This is a genomic window from Mycobacterium sp. SMC-11, from assembly GCF_046250095.1.
In the GTDB taxonomy this organism is placed as follows: domain Bacteria; phylum Actinomycetota; class Actinomycetes; order Mycobacteriales; family Mycobacteriaceae; genus Mycobacterium; species Mycobacterium heraklionense_A.
Window position 1 is genome coordinate 4,360,599 of the sequence record NZ_CP176430.1, and the last position, 21,786, is coordinate 4,382,384.

The 21,786-nt window shown below is 69.0% G+C and carries 25 protein-coding genes; 8 read left to right on the forward strand and 17 right to left on the reverse strand.

Annotated elements, in window-relative coordinates; all coding sequences use genetic code 11:
- Positions 1 to 42 precede the first annotated feature (42 nt).
- Positions 43 to 246, reverse strand: a complete 204-nt coding sequence (locus ACKY0X_RS20645) for a cold-shock protein (RefSeq protein WP_005138711.1) — start codon at positions 244 to 246, stop codon at positions 43 to 45.
- A 369-nt stretch (positions 247 to 615) separates the two neighbouring features.
- On the opposite strand from ACKY0X_RS20645, the gene ACKY0X_RS20650 reads away from it, so the two are divergent.
- Entirely contained in the window at positions 616 to 2,979 is a 2,364-nt protein-coding gene (locus ACKY0X_RS20650; RefSeq protein ID WP_409427509.1) for a DEAD/DEAH box helicase, read from the forward strand.
- Positions 2,980 to 3,276: 297 nt separating this feature from the next.
- Positions 3,277 to 4,314, forward strand: a complete 1,038-nt coding sequence (locus tag ACKY0X_RS20655; protein ID WP_409427510.1) for a PAS domain-containing protein — start codon at positions 3,277 to 3,279, stop codon at positions 4,312 to 4,314.
- Here the strand turns inward: ACKY0X_RS20655 and ACKY0X_RS20660 are convergent.
- From ACKY0X_RS20660 to ssd, 7 genes are all read right to left on the reverse strand, one after another.
- Complete coding sequence (locus tag ACKY0X_RS20660) at positions 4,311 to 4,622, reverse strand: Rv3654c family TadE-like protein (protein WP_064888655.1); 312 nt, start codon at positions 4,620 to 4,622, stop codon at positions 4,311 to 4,313. The genes ACKY0X_RS20655 and ACKY0X_RS20660 overlap by 4 nt on opposite strands.
- Before the next feature lie 16 nt (positions 4,623 to 4,638).
- On the reverse strand, positions 4,639 to 4,989 hold the full coding sequence (locus ACKY0X_RS20665) for a TadE family type IV pilus minor pilin (RefSeq protein WP_240175427.1): 351 nt from the start codon (positions 4,987 to 4,989) through the stop codon (positions 4,639 to 4,641).
- 3 nt (positions 4,990 to 4,992) lie between these two features.
- Positions 4,993 to 5,184, reverse strand: a complete 192-nt coding sequence (locus ACKY0X_RS20670) for a DUF4244 domain-containing protein (RefSeq protein WP_024441735.1) — start codon at positions 5,182 to 5,184, stop codon at positions 4,993 to 4,995.
- A gap of 96 nt (positions 5,185 to 5,280) precedes the next feature.
- Positions 5,281 to 5,871, reverse strand: a complete 591-nt coding sequence (locus tag ACKY0X_RS20675; RefSeq protein WP_409427511.1) for a type II secretion system F family protein — start codon at positions 5,869 to 5,871, stop codon at positions 5,281 to 5,283.
- On the reverse strand, positions 5,868 to 6,680 hold the full coding sequence (locus tag ACKY0X_RS20680; protein ID WP_409427512.1) for a type II secretion system F family protein: 813 nt from the start codon (positions 6,678 to 6,680) through the stop codon (positions 5,868 to 5,870). Before ACKY0X_RS20680 ends, ACKY0X_RS20675 begins: the two co-directional genes overlap by 4 nt.
- The gene (locus tag ACKY0X_RS20685) at positions 6,677 to 7,861 is read right to left on the reverse strand and encodes a TadA family conjugal transfer-associated ATPase (RefSeq protein ID WP_409427513.1); all 1,185 of its coding nucleotides are present in this window, start codon (positions 7,859 to 7,861) and stop codon (positions 6,677 to 6,679) included. The genes ACKY0X_RS20680 and ACKY0X_RS20685 overlap by 4 nt, the downstream gene beginning before the upstream one ends.
- Positions 7,858 to 8,940 carry a septum site-determining protein Ssd gene (gene ssd, locus ACKY0X_RS20690; protein WP_409427514.1) on the reverse strand — a complete coding sequence of 361 codons (1,083 nt, stop codon included), beginning with the start codon at positions 8,938 to 8,940 and terminating at the stop codon, positions 7,858 to 7,860. The genes ACKY0X_RS20685 and ssd overlap by 4 nt, the downstream gene beginning before the upstream one ends.
- Before the next feature lie 427 nt (positions 8,941 to 9,367).
- On the opposite strand from ssd, the gene ACKY0X_RS20695 reads away from it, so the two are divergent.
- Entirely contained in the window at positions 9,368 to 10,234 is an 867-nt protein-coding gene (locus ACKY0X_RS20695; RefSeq protein WP_046284857.1) for an HAD-IB family hydrolase, read from the forward strand.
- Positions 10,235 to 10,670: 436 nt separating this feature from the next.
- Here the strand turns inward: ACKY0X_RS20695 and ACKY0X_RS20700 are convergent, their stop codons facing one another.
- Complete coding sequence (locus ACKY0X_RS20700; RefSeq protein ID WP_046284850.1) at positions 10,671 to 11,417, reverse strand: oxidoreductase; 747 nt, start codon at positions 11,415 to 11,417, stop codon at positions 10,671 to 10,673.
- Positions 11,418 to 11,439: 22 nt separating this feature from the next.
- Between ACKY0X_RS20700 and acs the strand changes: the two genes are divergently transcribed.
- A complete protein-coding gene (gene acs, locus ACKY0X_RS20705; protein WP_409427515.1) occupies positions 11,440 to 13,410 on the forward strand; it encodes an acetate--CoA ligase in 1,971 nt (656 codons plus the stop codon).
- Positions 13,411 to 13,416: 6 nt separating this feature from the next.
- Here acs and ACKY0X_RS20710 read toward each other — a convergent pair whose 3' ends face one another.
- Positions 13,417 to 14,133: a serine protease gene (locus ACKY0X_RS20710; protein ID WP_409427516.1), complete on the reverse strand. Its 717-nt coding sequence runs from the start codon at positions 14,131 to 14,133 to the stop codon at positions 13,417 to 13,419.
- Positions 14,134 to 14,329: 196 nt separating this feature from the next.
- Here ACKY0X_RS20710 and ACKY0X_RS20715 point away from each other — a divergent pair, with 196 nt between their 5' ends.
- Both ACKY0X_RS20715 and ACKY0X_RS20720 read left to right on the forward strand, forming a co-directional pair.
- The gene (locus ACKY0X_RS20715; RefSeq protein ID WP_409427517.1) at positions 14,330 to 14,884 is read left to right on the forward strand and encodes a phage holin family protein; all 555 of its coding nucleotides are present in this window, start codon (positions 14,330 to 14,332) and stop codon (positions 14,882 to 14,884) included.
- Positions 14,884 to 15,849 (forward strand): alpha/beta fold hydrolase, encoded by a 966-nt coding sequence (locus tag ACKY0X_RS20720; protein ID WP_409427518.1) that lies wholly within the window; start codon positions 14,884 to 14,886, stop codon positions 15,847 to 15,849. The genes ACKY0X_RS20715 and ACKY0X_RS20720 overlap by 1 nt, the downstream gene beginning before the upstream one ends.
- A 1-nt stretch (position 15,850) precedes the next feature.
- Here the strand turns inward: ACKY0X_RS20720 and marP are convergent, their stop codons facing one another.
- From marP to nth, 4 genes are read right to left on the reverse strand one after another with little or no spacing between them, the layout of a single operon-like run.
- Complete coding sequence (marP, locus tag ACKY0X_RS20725; RefSeq protein WP_065038998.1) at positions 15,851 to 17,044, reverse strand: acid resistance serine protease MarP; 1,194 nt, start codon at positions 17,042 to 17,044, stop codon at positions 15,851 to 15,853.
- Entirely contained in the window at positions 17,041 to 17,805 is a 765-nt protein-coding gene (locus ACKY0X_RS20730) for an NUDIX hydrolase (protein WP_409427519.1), read from the reverse strand. The genes marP and ACKY0X_RS20730 overlap by 4 nt, the downstream gene beginning before the upstream one ends.
- A gap of 37 nt (positions 17,806 to 17,842) precedes the next feature.
- A complete protein-coding gene (locus ACKY0X_RS20735; protein WP_409427520.1) occupies positions 17,843 to 18,484 on the reverse strand; it encodes a TlpA family protein disulfide reductase in 642 nt (213 codons plus the stop codon).
- A 25-nt stretch (positions 18,485 to 18,509) separates the two neighbouring features.
- Complete coding sequence (gene nth, locus ACKY0X_RS20740) at positions 18,510 to 19,244, reverse strand: endonuclease III (RefSeq protein WP_409429722.1); 735 nt, start codon at positions 19,242 to 19,244, stop codon at positions 18,510 to 18,512.
- A 132-nt stretch (positions 19,245 to 19,376) separates the two neighbouring features.
- Here nth and ACKY0X_RS20745 point away from each other — a divergent pair, with 132 nt between their 5' ends.
- Positions 19,377 to 19,517 (forward strand): hypothetical protein, encoded by a 141-nt coding sequence (locus tag ACKY0X_RS20745; protein ID WP_409427521.1) that lies wholly within the window; start codon positions 19,377 to 19,379, stop codon positions 19,515 to 19,517.
- A 104-nt stretch (positions 19,518 to 19,621) separates the two neighbouring features.
- Positions 19,622 to 20,296 carry a cAMP-activated global transcriptional regulator CRP gene (gene crp, locus ACKY0X_RS20750; RefSeq protein WP_013830875.1) on the forward strand — a complete coding sequence of 225 codons (675 nt, stop codon included), beginning with the start codon at positions 19,622 to 19,624 and terminating at the stop codon, positions 20,294 to 20,296.
- A gap of 72 nt (positions 20,297 to 20,368) precedes the next feature.
- Here crp and ACKY0X_RS20755 read toward each other — a convergent pair whose 3' ends face one another.
- Genes ACKY0X_RS20755 through ACKY0X_RS20765 form a run of 3 tightly spaced genes read right to left on the reverse strand, consistent with a single transcriptional unit; the run spans position 20,369 to position 21,781 of the window.
- Positions 20,369 to 21,148 carry an MBL fold metallo-hydrolase gene (locus ACKY0X_RS20755; RefSeq protein ID WP_409427522.1) on the reverse strand — a complete coding sequence of 260 codons (780 nt, stop codon included), beginning with the start codon at positions 21,146 to 21,148 and terminating at the stop codon, positions 20,369 to 20,371.
- Between the two features lie 7 nt (positions 21,149 to 21,155).
- Positions 21,156 to 21,623, reverse strand: a complete 468-nt coding sequence (locus tag ACKY0X_RS20760; protein ID WP_409427523.1) for a RidA family protein — start codon at positions 21,621 to 21,623, stop codon at positions 21,156 to 21,158.
- Complete coding sequence (locus ACKY0X_RS20765; RefSeq protein ID WP_109413488.1) at positions 21,620 to 21,781, reverse strand: DUF4177 domain-containing protein; 162 nt, start codon at positions 21,779 to 21,781, stop codon at positions 21,620 to 21,622. Before ACKY0X_RS20765 ends, ACKY0X_RS20760 begins: the two co-directional genes overlap by 4 nt.
- Positions 21,782 to 21,786 lie beyond the last annotated feature (5 nt).

Consider the following 21,786-nt stretch of genomic DNA (forward strand, 5'->3'; position numbering starts at 1 on the left):
GTTGGTGGGAGCTGCCCGGGGGGTGACGTCAAATTCCGTTGCTTAGACGGCGCGGACGCCCGTGGCCTGGGGGCCCTTGGGGCTCTGGCCGACCTCGAACTCCACCCGCTGGTTTTCCTCGAGGGTGCGAAAGCCGGACCCTTGGATCTCCGTGTAGTGGACAAACACGTCCGCCGACCCGTCTTCAGGCGCGATGAAGCCGAAGCCCTTTTCTGCGTTGAACCACTTCACAGTTCCCTGTGGCATTTGTCGATCTTTCCTTACTCTTCTTGCCCGGTGCGGTGCGCACCGTTGTTCGGGGCACCGATTTTCGCTGCCCCGGGCCTGTTCCGACCGCCGTACCCTGGCGGTCGGTCGGTGCTGGCACCGAACTCCCCCGCGGGCACTGCGGCCGCAACCACAGATCCTGCGAAGGCTTAACACGAACACAGAAGCTACGACCGCCCATCAGTCAACCATGTTCGTCGCGCCGAGGACAGACTGCGGTGCCGAAATCTCGGCCGAAGGGTGAACAATACGGCGGCGGACATTCGAGGCCGGCGGTTCAGCGAGGCTCGACGTAAGAGAGGCGAAGCTGGGACCGCCGCATAAAGCAGGCAATTGAGGAAGGGACCAATGACGGCGAATTTCGGCGGTGAATTACTGGCCGCCGCGCTCGCCGGGGTCGAAACCGGTGAAGATCCGCTGCGTCACGTGGCCGATCTGCCGGCGTCGGCGGGCCACTCCGGAGCCTGGCCGGACTGGGCCGAGCCCGATGTGATCAGCGCGTTCACCGGGCGCGGGATCGAGGTGCCGTGGTCGCATCAGGTGGCCGCCGCCGAAATGGCGCACGCCGGCCGTCACGTGGTGATCAGCACCGGCACGGCGTCAGGGAAATCGCTGGCCTATCAACTGCCCGTGCTGCAAGCCCTGGCGACCGACCCGCGTGCCCGGGTGCTCTATCTGTCGCCGACGAAGGCGCTGGGGCACGATCAGCTGCGCGCGGCGTACAGCCTGTCCGCGGCGGTGCCCCGGCTGGGTGGCGCGGCCGGAGCCGTGGCACCCACCGCCTACGACGGCGACAGCGCCGCCGAGATCCGCCGGTTCGCCCGGGAACGGTCCCGCTGGGTGTTCTCCAACCCGGACATGATTCATCTGTCACTGCTGCGCAACCATGCCCGCTGGGCGGCCTTCCTGCGTGGGCTGCGCTTCGTGATCGTCGACGAATGCCACTACTACCGGGGGATCTTCGGCTCGCACGTGGCGATGGTGCTGCGACGGCTGCTGCGGTTGTGCGAGCGCTATGCGGCGCCGGGGGCGGCTGCCGGGCCCACCGTGATCTTCGCCAGCGCCACCACCGCGTCACCGGGCGCCAGCGCGTCGGCGCTGATCGGACAGCCCGTCGCCGAGGTCACCGAGGACGGTTCGCCGCACGGGGCCCGGACGGTGGCCCTGTGGGAGCCGGCACTACGCACCGATATGACGGGTGAGAACGGCGCGCCGGTGCGTCGCGCCGCCGGCACCGAGGCGGCCCGGGTGATGGCCGACCTGATCGCCGAGGGGGCACGCACCCTGACCTTCGTGCGCTCGCGTCGAGGCGCGGAACTCACCGCGCTGGCGGCCCGCACCCGGCTGGAATCGGTCGCCCCGACCCTGATCGACAAGGTCGCCTCCTACCGGGCCGGTTATCTGGCTGAGGATCGCCGTGCCTTGGAGCGCGCGCTGGCCGACGGCGAGCTCTACGGCCTGGCGACTACCAACGCCCTGGAACTGGGGGTCGATATCGCCGGGTTGGATGCGGTGGTGATGGCCGGCTTCCCCGGCACGGTGACCTCGTTCTGGCAGCAGGCCGGCCGATCGGGTCGGCGGGGCCAGACGGCGCTGATCGTGCTGGTCGCTCGCGACGACCCGTTGGACACCTATCTGGTGCATCACCCCGCGGCGCTGCTGGACAAGCCGATCGAGCAGGTGGTGATCGATCCGGCCAACCCCTATGTCCTGGGGCCGCAGCTGCTGTGTGCGGCCGTCGAACTGCCGCTGACCGTCGCCGAAGTGGCGCAGCTGGGTGCCGCGCAGCTGGCCGACAGCCTGGTCGACGACGGATTGTTGCGGCGGCGCTCTGACCGGTACTTCCCGGTGCCCGGGCTCGACCCGCACGCGACGGTGGAGATCCGCGGGTCGGCCGGTGGGCAGGTGGTGATCGTGGAAGCCGACACCGGGCGACTGCTCGGCAGCGTCGATGCCGGGCGAGCGCCGGCCACGGTGCACACCGGCGCGGTGTATTTGCATCAGGGCGAGAGTTATCTGGTCGATTCGCTGGATGTCGAGCGTCAGATCGCGTTCGTGCATGCCGAGGATCCCGGCTACGCCACATTCGCACGCGAGATCACCGACATCGACGTGACGGGGGAAGGCGAACGCGCCTGGTTCGGCCCGGTCAGTCTCGGCCTGGTGCCGGTGACGGTGACCCGCCAGATCGTCGGCTATCTGCGACGGCTGCCGACCGGGGAGGTGCTGGATTTCATCGACCTGGACGTGCCACCGGCGACGTTGCCGACTATGGCGGTGGTCTACACCATTGCTGCCGACGCGCTGACCGCCTGCGGAGTCGCCGAACGTGCCATCCCGGGTGCGTTACATGCCGCCGAGCATGCGGCGATCGGGCTGCTGCCACTGGTGGCCAGCTGCGATCGCGGCGACATCGGCGGCCTGTCCACCGCCGTGGGTCCGGAAGCGCTGGGGAGCCTGCCGAGTGTCTTCGTCTACGACGGTCACCCCGGGGGTGCCGGCTTCGCCGAGCGGGGATTCCGTGCGGCGGCCACCTGGCTCACCGCCACCGCGGAGGCGATCGAATCCTGCGAGTGTCCGCACGGCTGTCCGTCGTGTGTGCAATCACCCAAGTGCGGTAACGGCAATGACCCGTTGGATAAGGAAGGTGCGGTGCGAGTGCTGCGGCTGGTGCTCGGCAACCTCGACAGCTCGCACACGGGCTCTGGATGACTGCGGGAGTCGGCCGACCCCCCGAACGGCCGACTCCCCCGAGCCCTTACCCCGTCAGCTGCATCGCAGTGACGGGCGTCACCACGCGAAAGGACACGCGGGACAGTAAGACGAACGGTCGAGAGATGCGATCCGTTCCCAAACCGGTACATGACCGGATGCGGCCGTAAGTTACCGGCTGCACCGGATCTTCCGCAACTTGGCAAACGCGCGGACCGTGGAAAACCTGCCTCAAATCCGGGAGATATTTCACTGTTGGGGCAGGTAGAAAGGATGATAGTCGTAAAATCCCGAACTATGGCGCACGACTGGTTGCTGGTAGAGACCCTCGGGGGTGAACCGGTAGTCGTCGCGCAGGGCCGCCAGCTGAAGAACCTCGTGTCGCTCATTCAGTTCCTGCGACGCAGCCCACACCTGGCAGCGATTCAGACCGCGATCGCCGAATCGGTGCGGACCGGGGAGAGCCTGGCCAGCATCACTCCGCGCCGAGATCGGGTTATCCGCACCGAACCGGTGGTGATGTCCGATGGCCGGGTGCACGGCGTGCACGTCTGGACCGGGCCGGCCGACACGGAGCCACCCGAGCGCCCCGTCCCGGGCCCGTTGAAGTGGGACCTGACACTGGGCGTGGCCACGGACACCAGGGAGTCGCTGGCCAACAGCGGCAAGGACCCGGAGGTGGAGGCCACTCATGGCCGCGCGTTCGTCGAAGAGCTGCCCACCCGCGAGTTCAGCCCCAACGAGAACAAGGTGCTGGCCCTGGCGATCCGTGCCGAACCCGGACAGACCATCTGCAGCAGTTGGGATGTCACCGATTTCAACGGGGAGACCATTCGGGTGGGCTTCGTGGTCCGCACGGCCCGCGAGGTCGTTGCCGACGGCCGGGAGCATCTGGTGACCCGGGGGATGAACTGGCGTGGCCAGTTCGACGGCGCGGTGCAGCGCCCCGACTTTCTGGCGCAGCAGATCCTGCACGCGCTGGCCCAGCCGGGCGTGCACCGGGCCATGGTCGATCTGGCCAACCGGCGGCTGCTGAAGTGGCTGGATGAGCCGTGCCCGTTTTACGACTGGCGCAGCCCGGCGGATGTTTCCCGGGTCCATCCCGACGACCAGGTGCAGATCGCCCGGATGGAAACCGTCCTGTCCCGCTCCCAGGCACCGGCGAGCGGGGTGCTGCGGCTGCGCCAGATGGACGGCAGCTGGGCTCCGGTCCACGTGACGGTGAACCGGGTGGAACTCGACGAGGGCACCGTGGCCGGGCTGATTGCGCTGCGCTTGCCCACCGAGGCCGAACTCGCGGACGCTGGGCTGAGCGCCACCGTCGAAGCTCCCTAGCCGACAGGCCCGGCGCGAGCCGTCGCGCGGGCGGGGCCAAGTCGCCAGCCGGGCACCGGCATCGCGGCGGTGATCACCACATCGAGTCCGTCGACCGTGCAGCTGATTTCACCGGCGTGCATCCGCGATCCCAGCATCCTGGCTTGCGCGCAGGCGCCGGCGGGCCCGGCCGGAACTCGGCCCGCACCGGCCAGAGCCGCCAGGTCGGCGATGGCCTGGGCGCGGTGTCGCGCGATGACCGCGGCACCGAGCACAAAGCCGCCGCCGGTGACGCTCAACAGCACCACCACCATCGCGGCCGCGGCCACGGTGGCCCCACCGGCCTCACCGCGACGGCTCGAGCGCCGAGACCGCTTCGGCGGTGATCGCCATGCCGGGCAACAGAACCGGCCGAGCGGTGACACGGGCAACCACCACGTCACCTTCGGAGCGCAGCCGCACCGCCGCGCCGTCCGGTGCGATCTGTCCCACCACCGCGGTGACCGCGGCGGCGTCTCCGCGTGCGGCCAGCCGGGCGGCTTCCCGCGCGGCATCGACGCAGCGGATCTGGGCGGACACCGCGGTGATCCCGGCCAGACAGAGCACCAGCACCGAGACCAGGGCCGCCAGCGCGAATGCCGCCTCGACCGTGCTGGCTCCGGAATCGTCGACAAATCGTGCATGGCCGCGCACCACCGCTCAGACCTTGGTGTTCAGCGCGCGCCCGATGACGCGGTTCAGTGCCGACACGATCGAATCACCGGTGACCACGGTGTAGAGGATCGCGCCGAACGCCGCGGCAGCAATCGTCCCGATCGCGTATTCGACAGTGGACATCCCGGAGTCATCGGATGCCAGCAGCACCATCTTCAACGACAGGACGCGAAACATGTTGCGCACCTGAGATACCCGAGTACTCACACACCCTCCTTCATCGGTAACCTTCTTCCGGTTTTCTCGCGGCCGGTCCGCGACGCACCGGCCCGATCACAGCAAGCCCGACCGCAGCACGTCACCGGCCAGCCCGGCCACGACCGGCACGATGCCCAGGCACACGAATGCGGGCAGAAAGCACAATCCGAGCGGCCCAGCGATCAACACCCCGGCCCGCTCTGCGGCGGCCGTCGCCGAATGCGCCGCCTCGTCGCGACACTGCGCGGCAAGTTCACCGAGCCCAATGGCCAGCGCGGTACCAGATGACCCCGACCTGCGAGCCAGGCGCAGCACCGCGGTGGTTGTCGGGTCCAGCCTCGCCGCAGCCGGACCGTTCGGCGCTGACCAGGCAATGCCCGGTTCGGCGCCCAGCGCCAGCAGGTCCGCGCCGCGGCGCAATGCCGCCGCGAGTGCCGGCGGCGCGTGGCGGGCGGTGGCCGTAGCCGCCCCCGACACAGACATCCCCGCGGTCAGGCAGAGCGCGAACACCTCAAGGTCGGCCGCCAGCGCCAGCGCATCGGAGCCCGGGACTACCCGCCGCAGCGCCGGACGCTCTGGCCGAGGTAGCCCGGCCCGCTCCCGCACAGTCGCCGGTCCGGCTGCGGCGAGCACCGCCACAGCCAGCAAGATCGCGGCTGCGGTCATAGAACACCGCTCGCCTGAGCGGTGATCCGGTCTGACCACAGCAGTCCGGCGCAGACCAGGCCTATCCCGATCAGCGAGAGCAGCCCGCCCGTTCCGCCGAGCAGAAAGACCATCGGCCGCGCTCCGATCAATTGCCCCAGCAGCACACCCAATACCGGCAGGCAGGCCAAGAGCGTCGCCGAGGCCCGGGCGCCGGCCATGCCGGCTTCGGCACGCGCCGAGAACCTTTGCCGGGCAGCGATATCGCGTTGCGCGGCTTGCATCAGCGTGGCAATCGCCAAGCCGTGCTGTCCCCCAAGTTCCCAGTACGCAGCGAGCCGCGCCCACTGCGAGGGCAGCGCCGAGGATCTGGCGGCCTCACGCAGGCCGGTCGCAACATCGGCACCCAGCCGCGCCCGAGCCGCGGCGCCGCCCAGGCCGGCTACTACCGCGGGGTGGTTGGACTCGGCGGCCGCCAGAGCGAACGCCCGCACCGGATGCGCTCCGACGCGCAGCTCACCGGCCAACGCATCCAGTGCGGTTTCCAGGGCGTGTGATTCCGCGACGGCCCGACGATGGCGCAGACCACGGCGACGTCGCACGACGACGGTGGTTGCCAGGACGACTCCGGCCAGCCACGCGCTGCGCGGCAGGACCAGCGCGACCAGTACGGCGGCCCCGGACACCGCGCCGATGCAGCTCCATCGGCCGGCCCGCCCCGCCACGGCACCGCGGAGCGGGCGGCCGGCCGGGGTGATGCGGCGGCGTGGCGAAGTACCGAGCAGCATCGCCGCGGCCAACGCCAGCGTTGCGACCGCGGGGCCGCTCACGCGGACATCCGATCGCGTAGTAGGGCGCGGAATTCGGCGACGTGGTCGGTCAGTCCACGTCCGAACTGCCACACCGGCGCGGCCTGCACATACCCGGCGGCGGTGCGGCGCAGTATCGAGATGTCGGTGAGCCGCCGGACGCCGTCGCGGTCCCGCGCGACGTGCATCAGCACCTGGACGGCCGCCGCCAGTTGGCTGTGCAGGCCGGCGCGGTCCAGACCACCCAGTGCGGCAAGTGCTTCCAGGCGGGCCGGGACTTCGGCCGAATTGTTGGCGTGCACGGTTCCGGCACCGCCATCGTGGCCGGTGTTCAATGCGGCCAGCAGGTCGACCACTTCGGCGCCCCGGACCTCGCCGACCACCAACCGATCCGGCCGCATCCGCAGCGCCTGCCGGACCAGCTCGCGCAGGCCCACCTCGCCGGCGCCTTCGACGTTGGCCGCGCGGGCCACCAACCTGACCAGATGCGGGTGGCGGGGCTGCAGCTCGGGTGCGTCCTCGACGCACACCACCCGCTCGCCTTCGCTGACCGCGCCGAGCAGAGCGGCCAGCAGGGTTGTCTTCCCGGCGCCCGTACCGCCGGAGACCAGAAACGCCAGCCGGGCGGTGATGATGTCGGACAGCAGGGCGGCCGCCTGCGGCGCAATGGCGCCGGCGGCGGTCAGTGCGGCGAGGTCTTGGGTCGCCGGACGCAGCACCCGCAATGACAGGCACGTCCCGTCGGCGGCAACCGGCGGCAGGATCGCGTGCAGTCGTACGGTGAACTCGCCGGTGCCCCCGACGTTGAAGCCGTGCAGCTGCCCGTCGACCCAGGGCTGGGCGTCGTCGAGCCGGCGACCCGCAGCTACCGCCAGCCGCTGGGCCAGCCGTCGCACCGCGGCTTCATCGGCGAACCGAATCTCGCTGCGCCGCAAGCCCGCCCCGTCGTCGATCCACACCGCATCGGGGGCGGTGACCAGCACGTCGGTGGTGCCCGGTGAGCACAGCAGTGGTTCCAGCACGCCGGCGCCGGTCAGTTCGGTCTGCAGAACCCGCAGGCTGGAAAGCATTTCGGTATCGCCAAGCACACCACCGGATTCAGCCCGGATCGCTGCGGCCACCGCCTGGGGGCGCAGCTCCGAGGACCCTCCGGACTCTGATGCCAGGCGTTCCCGGACCCGGTCGATCAGCGAATCCCTCATGTGGCCAGGGCTTTCCGCTGCGGCAACAGTTCAAGGACCCGTCCGGCCGCCGCCGCCAGCGCAGAGCGGCGGGACAATCGCAGACCCGAGTGTTCGAGGCGCTCGGCCAGTCGGGGTTCGGCCCGCAATGCGGCCAGCAGCGGCAACCCGACGATCTCTGCCACCTCCGCGGCCCGGAGACCGCCGGGAGCCGGTCCGCGCACCACCAAGCCGACGTGGGGATTCACCGCGCGCAGCCGTGGTGCGATCGCGGCGGCGGCCGCGCAGGACCGTATGTCGCAGGAGCTGATCACCACCACGAGATCGGCTACGTTCAGCGCGGTTTCGGCCGGATCGGCCAACGCCCGGGGAAGGTCGCAGACGACGGTGACCCCGCCGCGACGGCCCGCATCCACGACAGCGTCGACGGTACCGGCGTCGACGCCAGTGGCCTCGTAGGCCGCGTCGCCCCGGCTAGCGCCGGACAGCACACTCACCCCACGCTGACGGGGCAGCGCTTCGCGCAGTGCCGGCCAGGTCAGCCGCCCGCTGTGCTGGGCCAGGTCGCACCAGCGGAGGCCGGACGCGTTCTCGGTGCCCACCAGCAGATCGATGCCCCCACCCCAAGCGTCGAGGTCGACCAGCAGCGCATCACCTGCGCGCTGGGCCAGCGCCGTCGCCAGCACCGATGCGCCCGCTCCCCCACGCGCGCCGATCACCGCGATGACGTCGCCGCGGCGTGCGCCATCACGCACCGTTTCGCCCGCCTCAGCCAGCTCGGCCACCAGCTCGTTGCCTTCGGCGGGCAGGGCCAGCACCCGTTGCGCCCCGACGGCTATGCCGGCTTGCCAGGTGTGGGTGGTGGGCTGGCCGCCGGTGAGCACGACGACGTGGGGGCGGCGCGGTAACCGGGCCGGGCCGCACCGCGCGGCAGCCTCCTCGTCGAGCACCACGGCCGCGGCAGCCGACCAGGCCCTGCGGTTGGGCGTCTCGGCACCGAGGTGAATGACGCGTGTACCCGCCGCCGCGGCCACCCGGTCCAGTTCGTCACGCAGCACCGGTTGGGTGACGAGGGCCAACAGGCCGGTGGCTGTGTTCACCGCCTCACTGTGGCGCGGCGACCCCCGTCACGGCACCCGGATCCCGGCGAGTGTGGATGAAATTTCGGACTGTGGATAACTCGAAGTTATGAATTACGGATTAAACCAAACTAATCGTATGAAAAGCCGGATCTGTAACACGTTCCAGTCAGCGTGAGGGCTCTCCGGCGAACTTATTACCGGTTAAAAAAGACGACCCCCGCCAGGGGGGGAGGAGGCGGAGGTCGTCGCGTATCAACCCCGGGGGGTCGGGCCGATACACCCTCAGCATAAGCCGAGTAATGCCACTATACACACGACAGGGCGGTCCGGCGCAAGTGTTTGCAAGTGTTGCTATCAAATGGCGGCCTAAATCTCGCACTACGTGTGAAGTGCTCTTTCTTCCGTAGCACGGGGTTAGCAGACCTCTCGCACCTATGCTGTGGCGGTGACCGCATCCACCCCGCAGCCGCACTCAGCGCCTACCTCACCGGCCGATCCTGCGGCACCTTTTACGGCACCTCGAACCCGTACAGCGGCCTTCTTGGACCTCGATCAGACGGTCATTGCGAAGTCCAGCGCGCTGGCCTTCAGCAAACCCTTTATGGATCAGGGACTGATCAACCGTCGCACCGTGCTCAAGTCCAGTTATGCGCAATTCCTGATGCTGCTGTCCGGTGCCGACCACGATCAGATGGAGCGGATGCGCGCCCACCTGACCAACATGTGCACCGGCTGGAACGTGGAACAGGTCAAGGCGATCGTCAACGAGACGATGCACGACATCGTCACCCCACTGATCTTCGCCGAGGCCGCCGAGCTGATCGCCGATCACAAACTGTGCGGCCGCGACGTGGTGGTGGTCTCGGCCTCCGGCGAGGAGATCGTGGCGCCCATCGCCCGGGCGCTGGGCGCAACCCACGCCATGGCGACCCGCATGGTCGTCGCCGACGGCAAGTACACCGGAGAGATCGCGTTCTACTGCTACGGCGAAGGCAAAGTGCAGGCCATCCGCGAGCTGGCCGCCCGCGAGGGCTACCCGCTGGAGCACTGTTATGCCTACTCGGACTCGATCACCGACCTACCGATGCTGCAGGTGGTCGGGCATCCGTCGGCGGTGAACCCCGACCGCGCGCTGCGCAAAGAGGCGATCGCCAACGGCTGGCCGGTGCTGACCTTCTCGCGACCGGTGTCGCTGCGCGACCGCATCCCCGCGCCCTCCGGCGCCGCGCTGGCCACCACTGCCGCGGTCGGCGTCAGCGCACTGGCCGCCGGCGCGCTTACCTACTCTCTGCTGCGCCGACTGGTGCCTTGATCCGGCCTCCAGCAAACATCGCTGATCACAATCCGGTGACGCGACACACGCCGGATGCGTTTGACCCTTGCTGTGTCGTGCGTCACGTAGTACAAAGGAAGCACGGAAGCCGGTAAGGCCAGGGTCGACCCGGAAGAGAAGGATCGACCTCCCGAACCGCACTTCCCAGTACGGAGAGCGGTACCCACGCGGAGCCACAGCCGCGAAGATGGCAGAAGTGTTGCGGGCCTGCGTAATTGCGGAACGTGATCGGTGTTGCCAGCCCTTTGGGTGGGGTTGCAGCCGAAGAACACCGCAGGAGCGCCGAGGCCACCCACGCAGCCCAAGTTGGACGCTTGGTAACCGTGTACCGTGCTAGCGGGCGGCGATCCGAATCATTCGGAACGCCGCCCGCTTCGTTCGTTCCAGGACCTCTTCAAGTGGCCCGAATCAGCGCCTAGCGACCCGCCTCAGCAATCCCCAGCGCGTCGAGCGCTCCGGTGCGCATCGCGCCGCAACACAGCAGCAGCCAGGCACTGACACCCTCGGCTGAGCCGGTCGCGAAGCCCGCCGCCGCCCGCCGGTAGTCGCGCGCGTTGCGCATCCAGGTCACCTCGGGCACGCCCAGCCCATGGCGGTCCAATCCGCTGGCGATAGTGACCAGCCGGGCCGCGCCGCGGGCTACCACGCCGTCGGCGCTGCCGAACGGCGCGAGCGTCAGCAGTTCACCGTGCACCACCGCGGCGAACACCGGCGCGGCCACCGACGTGCCGCCGGTCGCCAGGTCGGCCAGCATCTCCAGCCGGCGCCCGACCGCCGCGCCGCCTTCGGGCCGGCCCAGGCGCTCCTCGTCGACGAGGTCCGCGGCGGCCAACACGTGCAGCCGGGCCAAGGCCTGCAGCGGCGCACGCCGCCACACCTCGACCAGGGTGGTCTCCCCGCCTTCCAGAGCCTGGGCCACCCGCAGGGCCCCGGCGAACACCGGATCCGAGGTCGATTCGGCGTCCACGGCCGCGGGACCCCCATCGAGCACCGAGGACGCCCGCGCTGCCCGCAGGGACGCCTCCGCGGCACTGACCGGCCAGCCCCGCATGTTGGTCTTATGCCGATGCACCCGGGCCAGCTCGTCGCGTACCTGCTCACTGGCCTCGGAGACACCGGGCAGCGCAGCTAACGGGGCGAGTGGATCCTCCGCGGTGGTCACGGGCTGTGACACTACCGCCGAGATGATTAGGCTCCTGACCGTGACCGCAACACCTGCCGCTTCAGCGCCGTCGTACCCGCCTGCCGCCGAGTTCGTCGCCCAGGCCAACGCGGGTCCCGAGTTGTACCGCGCAGCCGAATCCGATCGGCTCGCGTTCTGGGCCGAGCAGGCCAACCGGTTGAGCTGGGCAACGCCCTTCACCGAGGTGCTCGACTACTCGGGCGCCCCGTTCGCGCGCTGGTTCGCCGACGGCAGGCTCAACATCGCCTACAACTGCGTGGACCGCCACGTCGAAGCCGGCCACGGCGACCGGGCGGCGATCCACTGGGAGGGCGAGCCCGACGGCGACGCCCGCACCATCACCTACGCGGACCTGCTCGCCGAGGTCTCCCGGGCCGCCAATGCGCTGACCGGGCTCGGCCTGGTCGCCGGTGACCGGGTGGCGATCTACCTGCCGATGATCCCCGAGGCGGTCATCGCGATGCTGGCGTGCGCGCGGTTGGGCGTCCTGCACACCGTGGTGTTCGCCGGTTTCTCCGCGCACGCGCTGCGCTCTCGGATCGACGATGCCGAGGCGAAGGTGGTCATCACCTCCGACGGGCAGTTCCGCCGCGGCCAGCCGGCACCGCTCAAGCCCGCGGTCGACGAGGCGGTCGCGGATGCTCCGAGCGTCGAGCATGTGCTTGTGGTGCGCCGCACCGGCGGGGAGGTGTCCTGGAACCCCGACCGCGACCTGTGGTGGCACGACGTGGTGGATCCGGCCGCACCAGAGCACACCCCGGAGGCGTTCGAAGCCGAGCAGCCACTGTTCCTGCTGTACACGTCGGGGACCACGGGCAAGCCGAAGGGCATCGTGCACACCAGCGGCGGCTACCTGACGCAGGCGGCCTACACCCACCACTACGTCTTCGACCTCAAGGCTGCCTCCGACGTCTTCTGGTGCACCGCCGATGTCGGGTGGGTCACCGGCCACACCTACGCGGTCTACGGGCCGCTGGCCAACGGCGCCACCGAGGTGATCTACGAGGGCACTCCGGACTTCCCCGACCAGCACCGACACTTCCAGATCATCGAAAAGTATGGTGTGACAATCTATTACACCGCACCCACCTTGATCCGCACGTTCATGAAGTGGGGCCACGAGGTCCCTGACGCTCACGACCTGTCCAGTCTGCGGCTGTTGGGTTCGGTCGGCGAACCGATCAACCCGGAGGCCTGGCGCTGGTACCGGCGGGTGATCGGCGCGGACGCGCTCCCGGTGGTCGACACCTGGTGGCAGACCGAGACCGGCGCGGCGATGATCACCCCGCTACCCGGTGTGGCCGCAGCCAAGCCGGGTGCCGCGATGACCCCGCTGCCCGGGATCTCCGCTCGCATCGTCGACGATCACGGTGATCTGTTGTCGCCGGATGACGCAGCCGGGGAACCGGTTTCGGGTTACCTGGTGATCGATCAGCCGTGGCCGTCGATGACCCGCGGAATCTGGGGCGACTCGGAGCGTTTCATCGAGACCTACTGGTCGCGCTTTGCTGAGCAGGGCTGGTACTTCGCCGGTGACGGCGCCCGCTACGACGCCGACGGCGACATCTGGGTGCTGGGCCGGATCGATGACGTGATGAACGTGTCCGGGCACCGCATCTCCACCGCTGAGGTGGAGTCCGCGCTGGTCGGTCACGAAGCGGTGGCCGAGGCCGCCGTCGTCGGCGCCGTCGATGAGCAGACCGGCCAACGGATCTGCGCGTTCGTGGTGCTGGCGGCATCGCACACTCACGTGGGCGGCACGATCGTCGACGAACTGCGTGAGCGTGTCACCGTAGAGATCTCGCCGATCGCCAAGCCCCGCAACGTCCATATCGTCCCGGAGCTGCCCAAGACCCGCAGCGGCAAGATCATGCGGCGACTGCTGCGCGATATCGCCGACGGCCGCGAACTCGGCGACACCTCAACCCTGGTGGACCCCAGCGTGTTCGACGCGATCCGGGCGGCCGACTGAGCCGCTCTAAGGGATCGGGACGAAGCCCGCGCCCGGCCGGTCGTTGGCGTTGATGTCGCCCAGCACGGCGTTGATCGACACCACGACCGCCGGGGTATGCAACGGGATGTACTTGATCACGCAGGTCGGCAGCGCGTCGCTGAACGCGCCGTGGATCATGCCGACCAGCATGTTGTTCACCACAACCGGCCCCCCGGAGTCGCCGGGGCGACCGCAGACCTGCATCACGATGGTGCCCGGGTCTTGGCCCGGCCCCCAGGTGAGTCCGCAGGAGTTGCCGGTGGTCCGGCCCTGCTTGCAGGCGATCTGACCGAAGATCGGGTCTGGACCGATGCCGCCGATCACGAAGCCGCCGAAGTTGGACACCGGCGTCACCTTGTTCGGGTCGAACTCGATCACCGCGTAGTCCAGGCCGTCATTGCCGGCCACCATATGACCGATGATGCCGTTGCCTTCGGAGCCCTCGGCAGCTACCTGGGCGCCGGGGCCACCGCAGTGTGCCGAGGTGAAACCGATCAGTGCACCGGTCTTGTCATGGCCGATCGCGGTCAGCGTGCACAACGTGTCCTCGTCGACCACGAGGCCGGCGCCACCGCCCATCACCACCTTGTCGTCGGCGGCGACTCGGGCCACCGGTGCGACAACGGTGGCCAAGGCGACACAGGTCACCCATGCCAACAGCGCCGCGACGCTCCGCAGCAACCAGCGGTGTGCGATCTGCACAGCGGTTCTCCCGTCGATCAACTCCACCCCCGGTGGTAGAGAAACAGCCTAATGGGAATCGTAAGGACGACGGAGTCGGACGCGCGGGCCACCGCCGTGTGCGCGAGAGCTGCCGCAGCTTTTCCGGGGTCACTCGTCGGGTCAGCTACCGCATGGCAACATTAAGCCGCGACGACGGCGAACGGGAGGACAGCCAGTGAGCAAGGCCGATCGCAGGAACGCATTACGCGCCGCAGCCAAGGCGGACCGCAACGGCGTGCCCAACACCTTGGCGACCATCCCGTTGGCCGACCCGCACGCGCTTCCCAACGACCCGTCCCTGGGTGACCTCGTCAAGGACGCCACGGCGCAGATGTCGACGCTGGTGCGCGCGGAGGTCGAACTGGCCCGCGCCGAGATCACTCGGGACGTCAAGAAGGGCCTGACCGGCAGCGTGTTCTTCATCGCGGCCCTGGTCGTGTTGTTCTACTCCACCTTCTTTTTCTTCTTCTTCGTCGCCGAGCTGCTCAACATGTGGCTGCAGGACTGGGCCGCCTACCTGATCGTGTTCGGAATCATGCTGGTGGTGACCGTGGCGCTGGCGCTGCTCGGTTTCCTGCGGGTGCGCCGTATCCGCGGGCCGCGGCAAACGATCGAATCGGTGCGCGAGACCCGCGACGCGCTGCGTCCCGACCCGGACCGCCTGCACGGCTCGTCGGCGTCATCGGCGGGCTCGCCCGGTAGGCCGACCACCGATCCCTCGGGCTGGTAGTGCCGCCACCGGATCCGTCGATCACCCGCATCGACGGGCCGTGGCGACACTGGGACATCCACGCCAACGGCATTCGCTTCCATGTCGTCGAGGCGACAACGGCCGGCAAAGATGGGACCGACGCCGCCGACGCGCCACCGACGTCGCGGCCGCTGGTCATGCTGCTGCACGGGTTCGGCTCGTTCTGGTGGACCTGGCGTCATCAGCTGCGCGGGCTGAGCGATGCCCGCGTCGTCGCCGTCGATCTGCGCGGCTACGGCGGCAGCGACAAGCCTCCCCGCGGCTACGACGGCTGGACGCTGGCCGGTGACACCGCCGGACTGATCCGGGCCCTGGGGCACTCCTCGGCGACCCTGATCGGCCACGCCGACGGTGGCCTGGTGTGCTGGGCGACTGCGCTGCTGCACCCCCGATTGGTGCGCGATATCGCCGTGGTCAGCTCGCCGCATCCGGCGGCGCTGCGCAACTCGGCGCTGACCCACGCCGATCAGGGCCGGGCGCTGTTGCCATGGTTGCTGCGGTACCAGGTGCCGTTCTGGCCGGAGCGCTCCCTGACCCGCCGCGGCGGAGCCGAGCTTGAGCGCTTGGTGCGCAGCAGAGCTGGGGCGAACTGGCAGGCAAGCGCGGATTTCGCCGAGACCATCGGGCACCTGCGCACCGCGGTACAGATCCCGTCGGCGGCGCATTGCGCGCTGGAATACCAGCGCTGGGCGGTGCGCAGTCAGTTCCGCGCTGAGGGCCAACGGTTCATGAAGGCGCTGGACCTGCGCACGCTGAATATTCCGCTGCTGCACCTACGCGGCGAGGACGACCCCTACGTGCTGGCCGACCCGGTCAACAAGACTCGGCAGTACGCGCCGCACGGGCAGTACGTGTCGGTTCCCGGCGCGGGACACTTCGCTCACGAAGAGGCGCCCGAGGTGGTCAACGACCACCTGACCCGATTCCTAAGCGGCGCAGCCTAACTCACTCTCCCCCGACGCAGGTCTGCGTCGAGACCGGCTGGGTGTCGCCGATGCGGGCGAGCTGACCCGCCACCTCCTCGGCGGTCATCACGAACCCGGTGTCAGCGTCGTCGACCGCCGCACCGAAGACCACGCCGATCACCCGGCCGTCCATGTCGATCATGGGGCCGCCGGAATTACCTTGCTGCACAGTGCCCCTGATGGTGTAAACCCGGCGGGTGACAGTGGTGTTGCGGTAGATGTCGGGACCCTCAAGGTTGATGACGTCGCGGATCCGGGCCGGGGTGGCCTCGAAGACCCCGCCGCCGGGGTAGCCCAGCACCAGTGCATCGGTGTCGGCCTGGGCGGGCGAGGAGGCGAACGCCAACGGCGGCAACGGAAGATCGGGCACAGCCAGGATCGAGATGTCTTCCTTGGGATCGAAGGAGATCACGGTAGCGTCATAGGACTTGGTTCCGCTCTCCACGGTGACGCTGTCCGAGCCGGCCACCACGTGCGCGTTCGTCATCACCCGGGTTGGCGAGATGACGAATCCGGTGCCCTCCAACACTTTCTGGCAGTTGGGCGCCACACCGCGGATCCGCAGCACGCTCGGCGCAGTGGCTTCCACCACCGGGCTGGCGGCCAGTTCCGGGTCCGGCGCATCGACCGCGGCGATCGGGGCGTGACTGAAGGGCTCCAGCACGGCCGGCAGCCCGGAATCGTCGAGCACCGCCGAGAGCCGCCGAGGCACGTTCTTGAGCCACTGCGGCGCGACATCGTCGACCTGGCGCAACACTCGCGAATCGTTGACGGCGGCGGCCAGGTTCGGCTGGTCGGACGCGGTCAGCGGGGTGGCCAGCAGCCAGGCCGCGATCAGTACCACCCCGAGCTGCAGCACCACCCCGATGATGGAGTCGACCCCGCGGACACCGGGGTTGCGGATCGCTCCGCGCACGGCCCGTCCCAGCACCACTCCGGCAACCTCGCCGATGACGACCATGGCCAGGATCAGAAATAGAGCGGCGAACAGTTTCAGCCGCGCACCGGAGACGCTCTCGATCAGATGCGGCGCCAGCAGCACCCCGGCCATCGCCCCCAACGCAACACCGACGAACGAGAGCAGGGAGCCCAGCGCGCCGGAACGCCAGCCGGATACTGCGGCAACGAAGGCGATCGCCAGCACGGCGATGTCCAGCCACTGCGACGACGTCATATCCCGCCTTCTCCTCCAACTTGCGCCATGGCCTCGTCCAGCCCGACTACCTCGCTGGTGTCCCAGGGCTGTGCCCAGCCGGCCACATCCAGCATCGCCGAGATCACCTGGGCGGTGAATCCCCAAACCAGCATCTGGTTGAGCCGGAACGCCGGCATGGCCCAACGCCGACTGCGCGCATCACGGTAAACCATCAACCGGTTCTCGGGGTTGATGAATGCCCGGACTGGAACACGGGCCACGATCGCGGTCTCGCCCGGGTCCACCGCGGTCACCGGTCCGGGGTCCTCGGAGTAGGCCAACACCGGCACCACGTGGAACCCCGAGGGGGCGATGAAGATCTTGTCCAATGTGACCAACGGGTGTACCCGGCCCGGGTCGATCCCGGTCTCCTCGTTGGCCTCCCGCAACGCGGTGGCAATCGGCCCGTCGTCCTCGGGATCGACCGCTCCGCCGGGAAATGCGGCCTGGCCGGCGTGATGACGCAGCGTCGAAGCGCGCACCGTGACCAGCAGGTCAGCCGATTCCGATATCGCCTCCGGCGGGCCGCCGGGCGGGCCGGAGAACAGCACCAGCACGGCCGCGTCGCGCCGGGGTCCGGTGAGGCTGGCCTTGGCGTTGGCCGCCGTGAGCATCGCGCGAACATCGGCGGGTAGCCGGTGCAGGTAGGCCGTCGGCACCTTCTCGACGTTGTCGACCAGCGGGCGCAGCCAAGACGGGGCGCGCGACGGGACCCAGGACTGGGACTCGCCAGCGCTCACCGCGCCTCCCTCTGTGCCGGATCCTGATCACCCCACATCAGCGGCCACTGTTCTCGACGGCGGCGGCGATCTCTTCGGCATTGGCGAAGGGCTGCGGCAGGATGCGGGCAACGCTACCGTCCGCGGCCAGCACCACCGTCGCGGGCATCACATTGGGCACCCGTAACGCCGCCGCCAGCTGCCGGCGTCCGTCTTGCAGGGTGGGCAGCCGCACGCCCAGCTCGGCCAGCAGGGCCAACCCGGCGGCTTGGTTGTCGTCTTGATGCACCGTCACCACCGTCACGGTCGACCCGGCGCGGCGCTGGTACTCGGCGAACGCCCGTAGCTCGTCACGGCACGGCCCACACCAGTACGCCCACAGGTTGAGCACCACCTTCCGACCGACGAACATCGCCGCCACGTCGACGGGCGAACCGTCGGCTGCGCACTCGACGGTGACGCCGCGCAAGGCGCTCGGCCCGCTGTCGCCCGGGCCCGGTTGGCAGGGCGGCAGGTCGGCGCGCTGGCGCAGCGAGTCCAGGTCCGCTGCGCCGCCGGCCGCGGCTGCGCTGGATCGGTGCGGGCCGGCCCGCAGGTCGGCCGGTTCGCGGCGCAACTCGTTCACCAGCCCGATGAGCAATGCGGCCACCACCGCCAATACGGCGAGGCCGGCCACGGTCCGTCCGCTCGGTCTGCTCATCGGTGCAATCTGATCCAGGGGCCCGCTACACCCGATTGCGGCGGCCGGCTGCGGCCGGCTCCGTCGGGCTGGCGACCGCCGCTAGCCCGGCCAGGGCCAGCAGATGCTCGGTCTCGGGGCCTTTGACCAGCGCAGCAGCCTCCATCGGAGAGGTGGGCCCGATTCCGAACGACGGGCAGTCCTTGGCCAGCACGCACACCCCGCAGGCCGGTTTGCGGGAGTGACAGACCCGTCGGCCGTGAAAGATCACCCGGTGGGACAGCAAGGTCCATTCCTTGCGTTCGATGAGCTCACCGACCGCGTGCTCGACCTTGACCGGGTCTTCCTCGCTGGTCCAGGCCCAGCGTCGCACCAAGCGGCCGAAGTGGGTGTCGACGGTGATGCCCGGGACCCCGAACGCGTTGCCCAGGATCACGTTGGCGGTCTTGCGGCCCACCCCGGGCAGGCGCACCAGCTCGTCCATGGTGTCGGGCAGTTCGCCGTCGAAGCGTTCCACCAGGGTCTGGCCGAGGTTGATCAGAGAAGCCGCCTTGTTGCGGTAGAAGCCGGTGGGTCGAATCAGCTCCTCCAGCTCGGTGCGGTCGGCCTGGGCGTAGTCCAGCGCGGTGGGATACCGGGCGAACAACGCCGGCGTCGTCAGGTTCACTCGCACGTCGGTGCACTGCGCCGACAGGACTGTGGCGACGGCCAACTCCAAGGGATTGGTGAAGTCCAACTCGCAGTGGGCGTCGGGAAAGGCCTGCGCCAGAGTCCGATTCATCCGACGAGCGCGCCGGACCAGTCCGGTCCGGGTCTCCGTCCGCGCCGCGCTGGGCGCCTTGTCCACTGTCACCTCCGACAGGGTACTAATTTGTGACCCCAACGAGACCTTGCCCATGTTTACTGACGACTTGTGTCCTGGTTGCTGATCACCGCCATCCCGACGCTGCTGATGCTGTCAGCGGTGGGGCTGGAACGCATCGAAACCGGGCTGAGTCAGGTGGAGCAGGCCAATCCGCAGTTTCCTCCGAATCGGCATGCCAACCGTGTGTAGCGTTGTAATCTCGCTTGACGCGTGGCTCTAGACTCAGGTGGCTGGCCGGGTAGCGGCCCGCACTTACGATTTCAAACCTTCATCAAAAACATCTAAGGGGCATCGTGGACGAGATCCTGGCGAGGGCCGGAATCTTCCAGGGAGTTGAGCCCAGCGCCGTAGCCGCGCTGACCAAGCAGCTTCAGCCCGTGGACTTTCCACGCGGACACACCGTGTTCGCAGAGGGAGAGCCCGGCGACCGGCTGTACATCATCGTTTCCGGGAAAGTGAAGATCGGCCGGCGTTCTCCTGATGGCCGGGAGAACCTCCTGACCATCATGGGCCCCTCGGACATGTTCGGTGAGTTGTCGATCTTCGACCCGGGTCCGCGGACCTCGAGCGCGACCACCATCACCGAGGTGCGCGCGGTCTCGATGGACCGTGACGCCCTGCGGTCGTGGATCTCCGATCGGCCCGAGATCGCCGAGCAGCTGCTGCGGGTGCTGGCCCGCCGGCTGCGCCGCACCAACAACAACCTGGCCGATCTGATCTTCACCGACGTGCCCGGACGGGTCGCCAAGCAGCTGCTGCAGCTGGCGCAACGGTTCGGCACCCAGGAAGGCGGGGCCCTGCGGGTCACCCACGACCTGACTCAGGAAGAGATCGCCCAGCTGGTCGGAGCCTCGCGGGAGACGGTGAACAAGGCGCTGGCCGACTTCGCCCACCGCGGCTGGATCCGGCTCGAGGGCAAGAGCGTGCTGATCTCTGACTCCGAGCGGCTGGCCCGCCGCGCGCGCTAACTCTCCCCCGAGCAGACGCGAAAGCCCCCAATTGCGGCAAGAAAAGGGGGCCTACGCGTCTGCTCGCGGTGACTAGGTAGCCCGCAGATAGTTCAGCTGGGCCTGCACCGACCATTCGGCGGCACCCCACAGCTCTTCGTCGACGTCGGTGTAGACGTATTCGACGACCTGTCGGGCGGTGGCGTCCTCGCCCAGCGCGACCAGCGCGGAACGCACCTGGTCGAGCCGCTGTTCGCGGTGCTCGAGGTAGCCGCTGGCCACCGCCTCGATGTTGGGCAGCTCCGGTCCGTGCCCGGGCAGCACCGTGCGTCCGCCCAGCCCACGCAGGCGCCGCAACGAGTCCAGGTAGCGCGTCAGGTCGCCGTCCTCGGAGTCGATGACCGTGGTGCCGCGACCCAGCACGGTGTCGGCGGTCAGGACGGCGTCGTCCAGCACGAACGACAGCGAATCCGCGGTGTGCCCAGGAGTGGCGAACACGGTGATCCGCAGGCCGGCCGCATCGATCACCTGACCATCGGTCAACCCGCCGCCGAGCCGGCGCTGAAATCCGCTACCCGCCGAGTACACCGGTGCCCCGACGGCGTCCACCAGCTTGTCGATGCCCTCGGTGTGATCGAAGTGCCGGTGACTGATCAACACCAAGGCGATCCTGCCGACCTCAGCAAGCCGGCCGATGTGCTCGTCATCGTCGGGCCCCGGGTCAACGATCACCACCTCGTCGCTGCCCCGGCCACGCAACACCCACGTGTTGGTGCCATCCAGGGTCATCAGCCCGGGATTGTCGGCAAGCAGCACCGACGCGGTCTCGGTGACCGGCCGCAGCCGACCGTACGCGGGATGACTGGCCGACACCGCTCGGCTACTCCGCCGCGGCCTTCAGCTCGACGATCAGTTCGACCTCCACCGGCGCGTTCAGCGGCAGCTCGGAGACCCCGACCGCGGAGCGCGCGTGCTTGCCGGCATCGCCGAACACCTCACCCAACAGATCGGAGGCGCCGTTGACCACAGCGGGCTGCCCGTTGAAGTTCGGCGCCGACGCGACGAATCCGACCACCTTGACCACCCGGGCCACGGCATCGAGCCCGACGAGGGCATCCACGGCGGCCAGCGCGTTGAGAGCGCAGATCCGGGCCAGTGCGTGCCCGTCCTCCGGGCTGACCTCCGCGCCCACCTTCCCGGTGCGTGGCAATTCACCGGCCTGCATCGGCAGCTGACCGGAGGTGTAGACGAGATTGCCGGTGCGCACCGCCGGCACGTAGGCCGCCAGCGGCGCCACCACGTCGGGCAGCTCGATCCCGAGTTCGGTCAGCCGGGCCCGCCAGCTCATTTCGGACGCTTCAGGAAGGCGATGAGCTGTTCACCGGAGGGCCCCGGCAACACCGACACCAGCTCCCATCCGTCTTCTCCCCATTGGTCGAGGATCTGCTTGGTGGCGTGCGTGATCAAGGGGACGGTGGCGTACTCCCAGACCGTGCGTTGACTCATGGCAG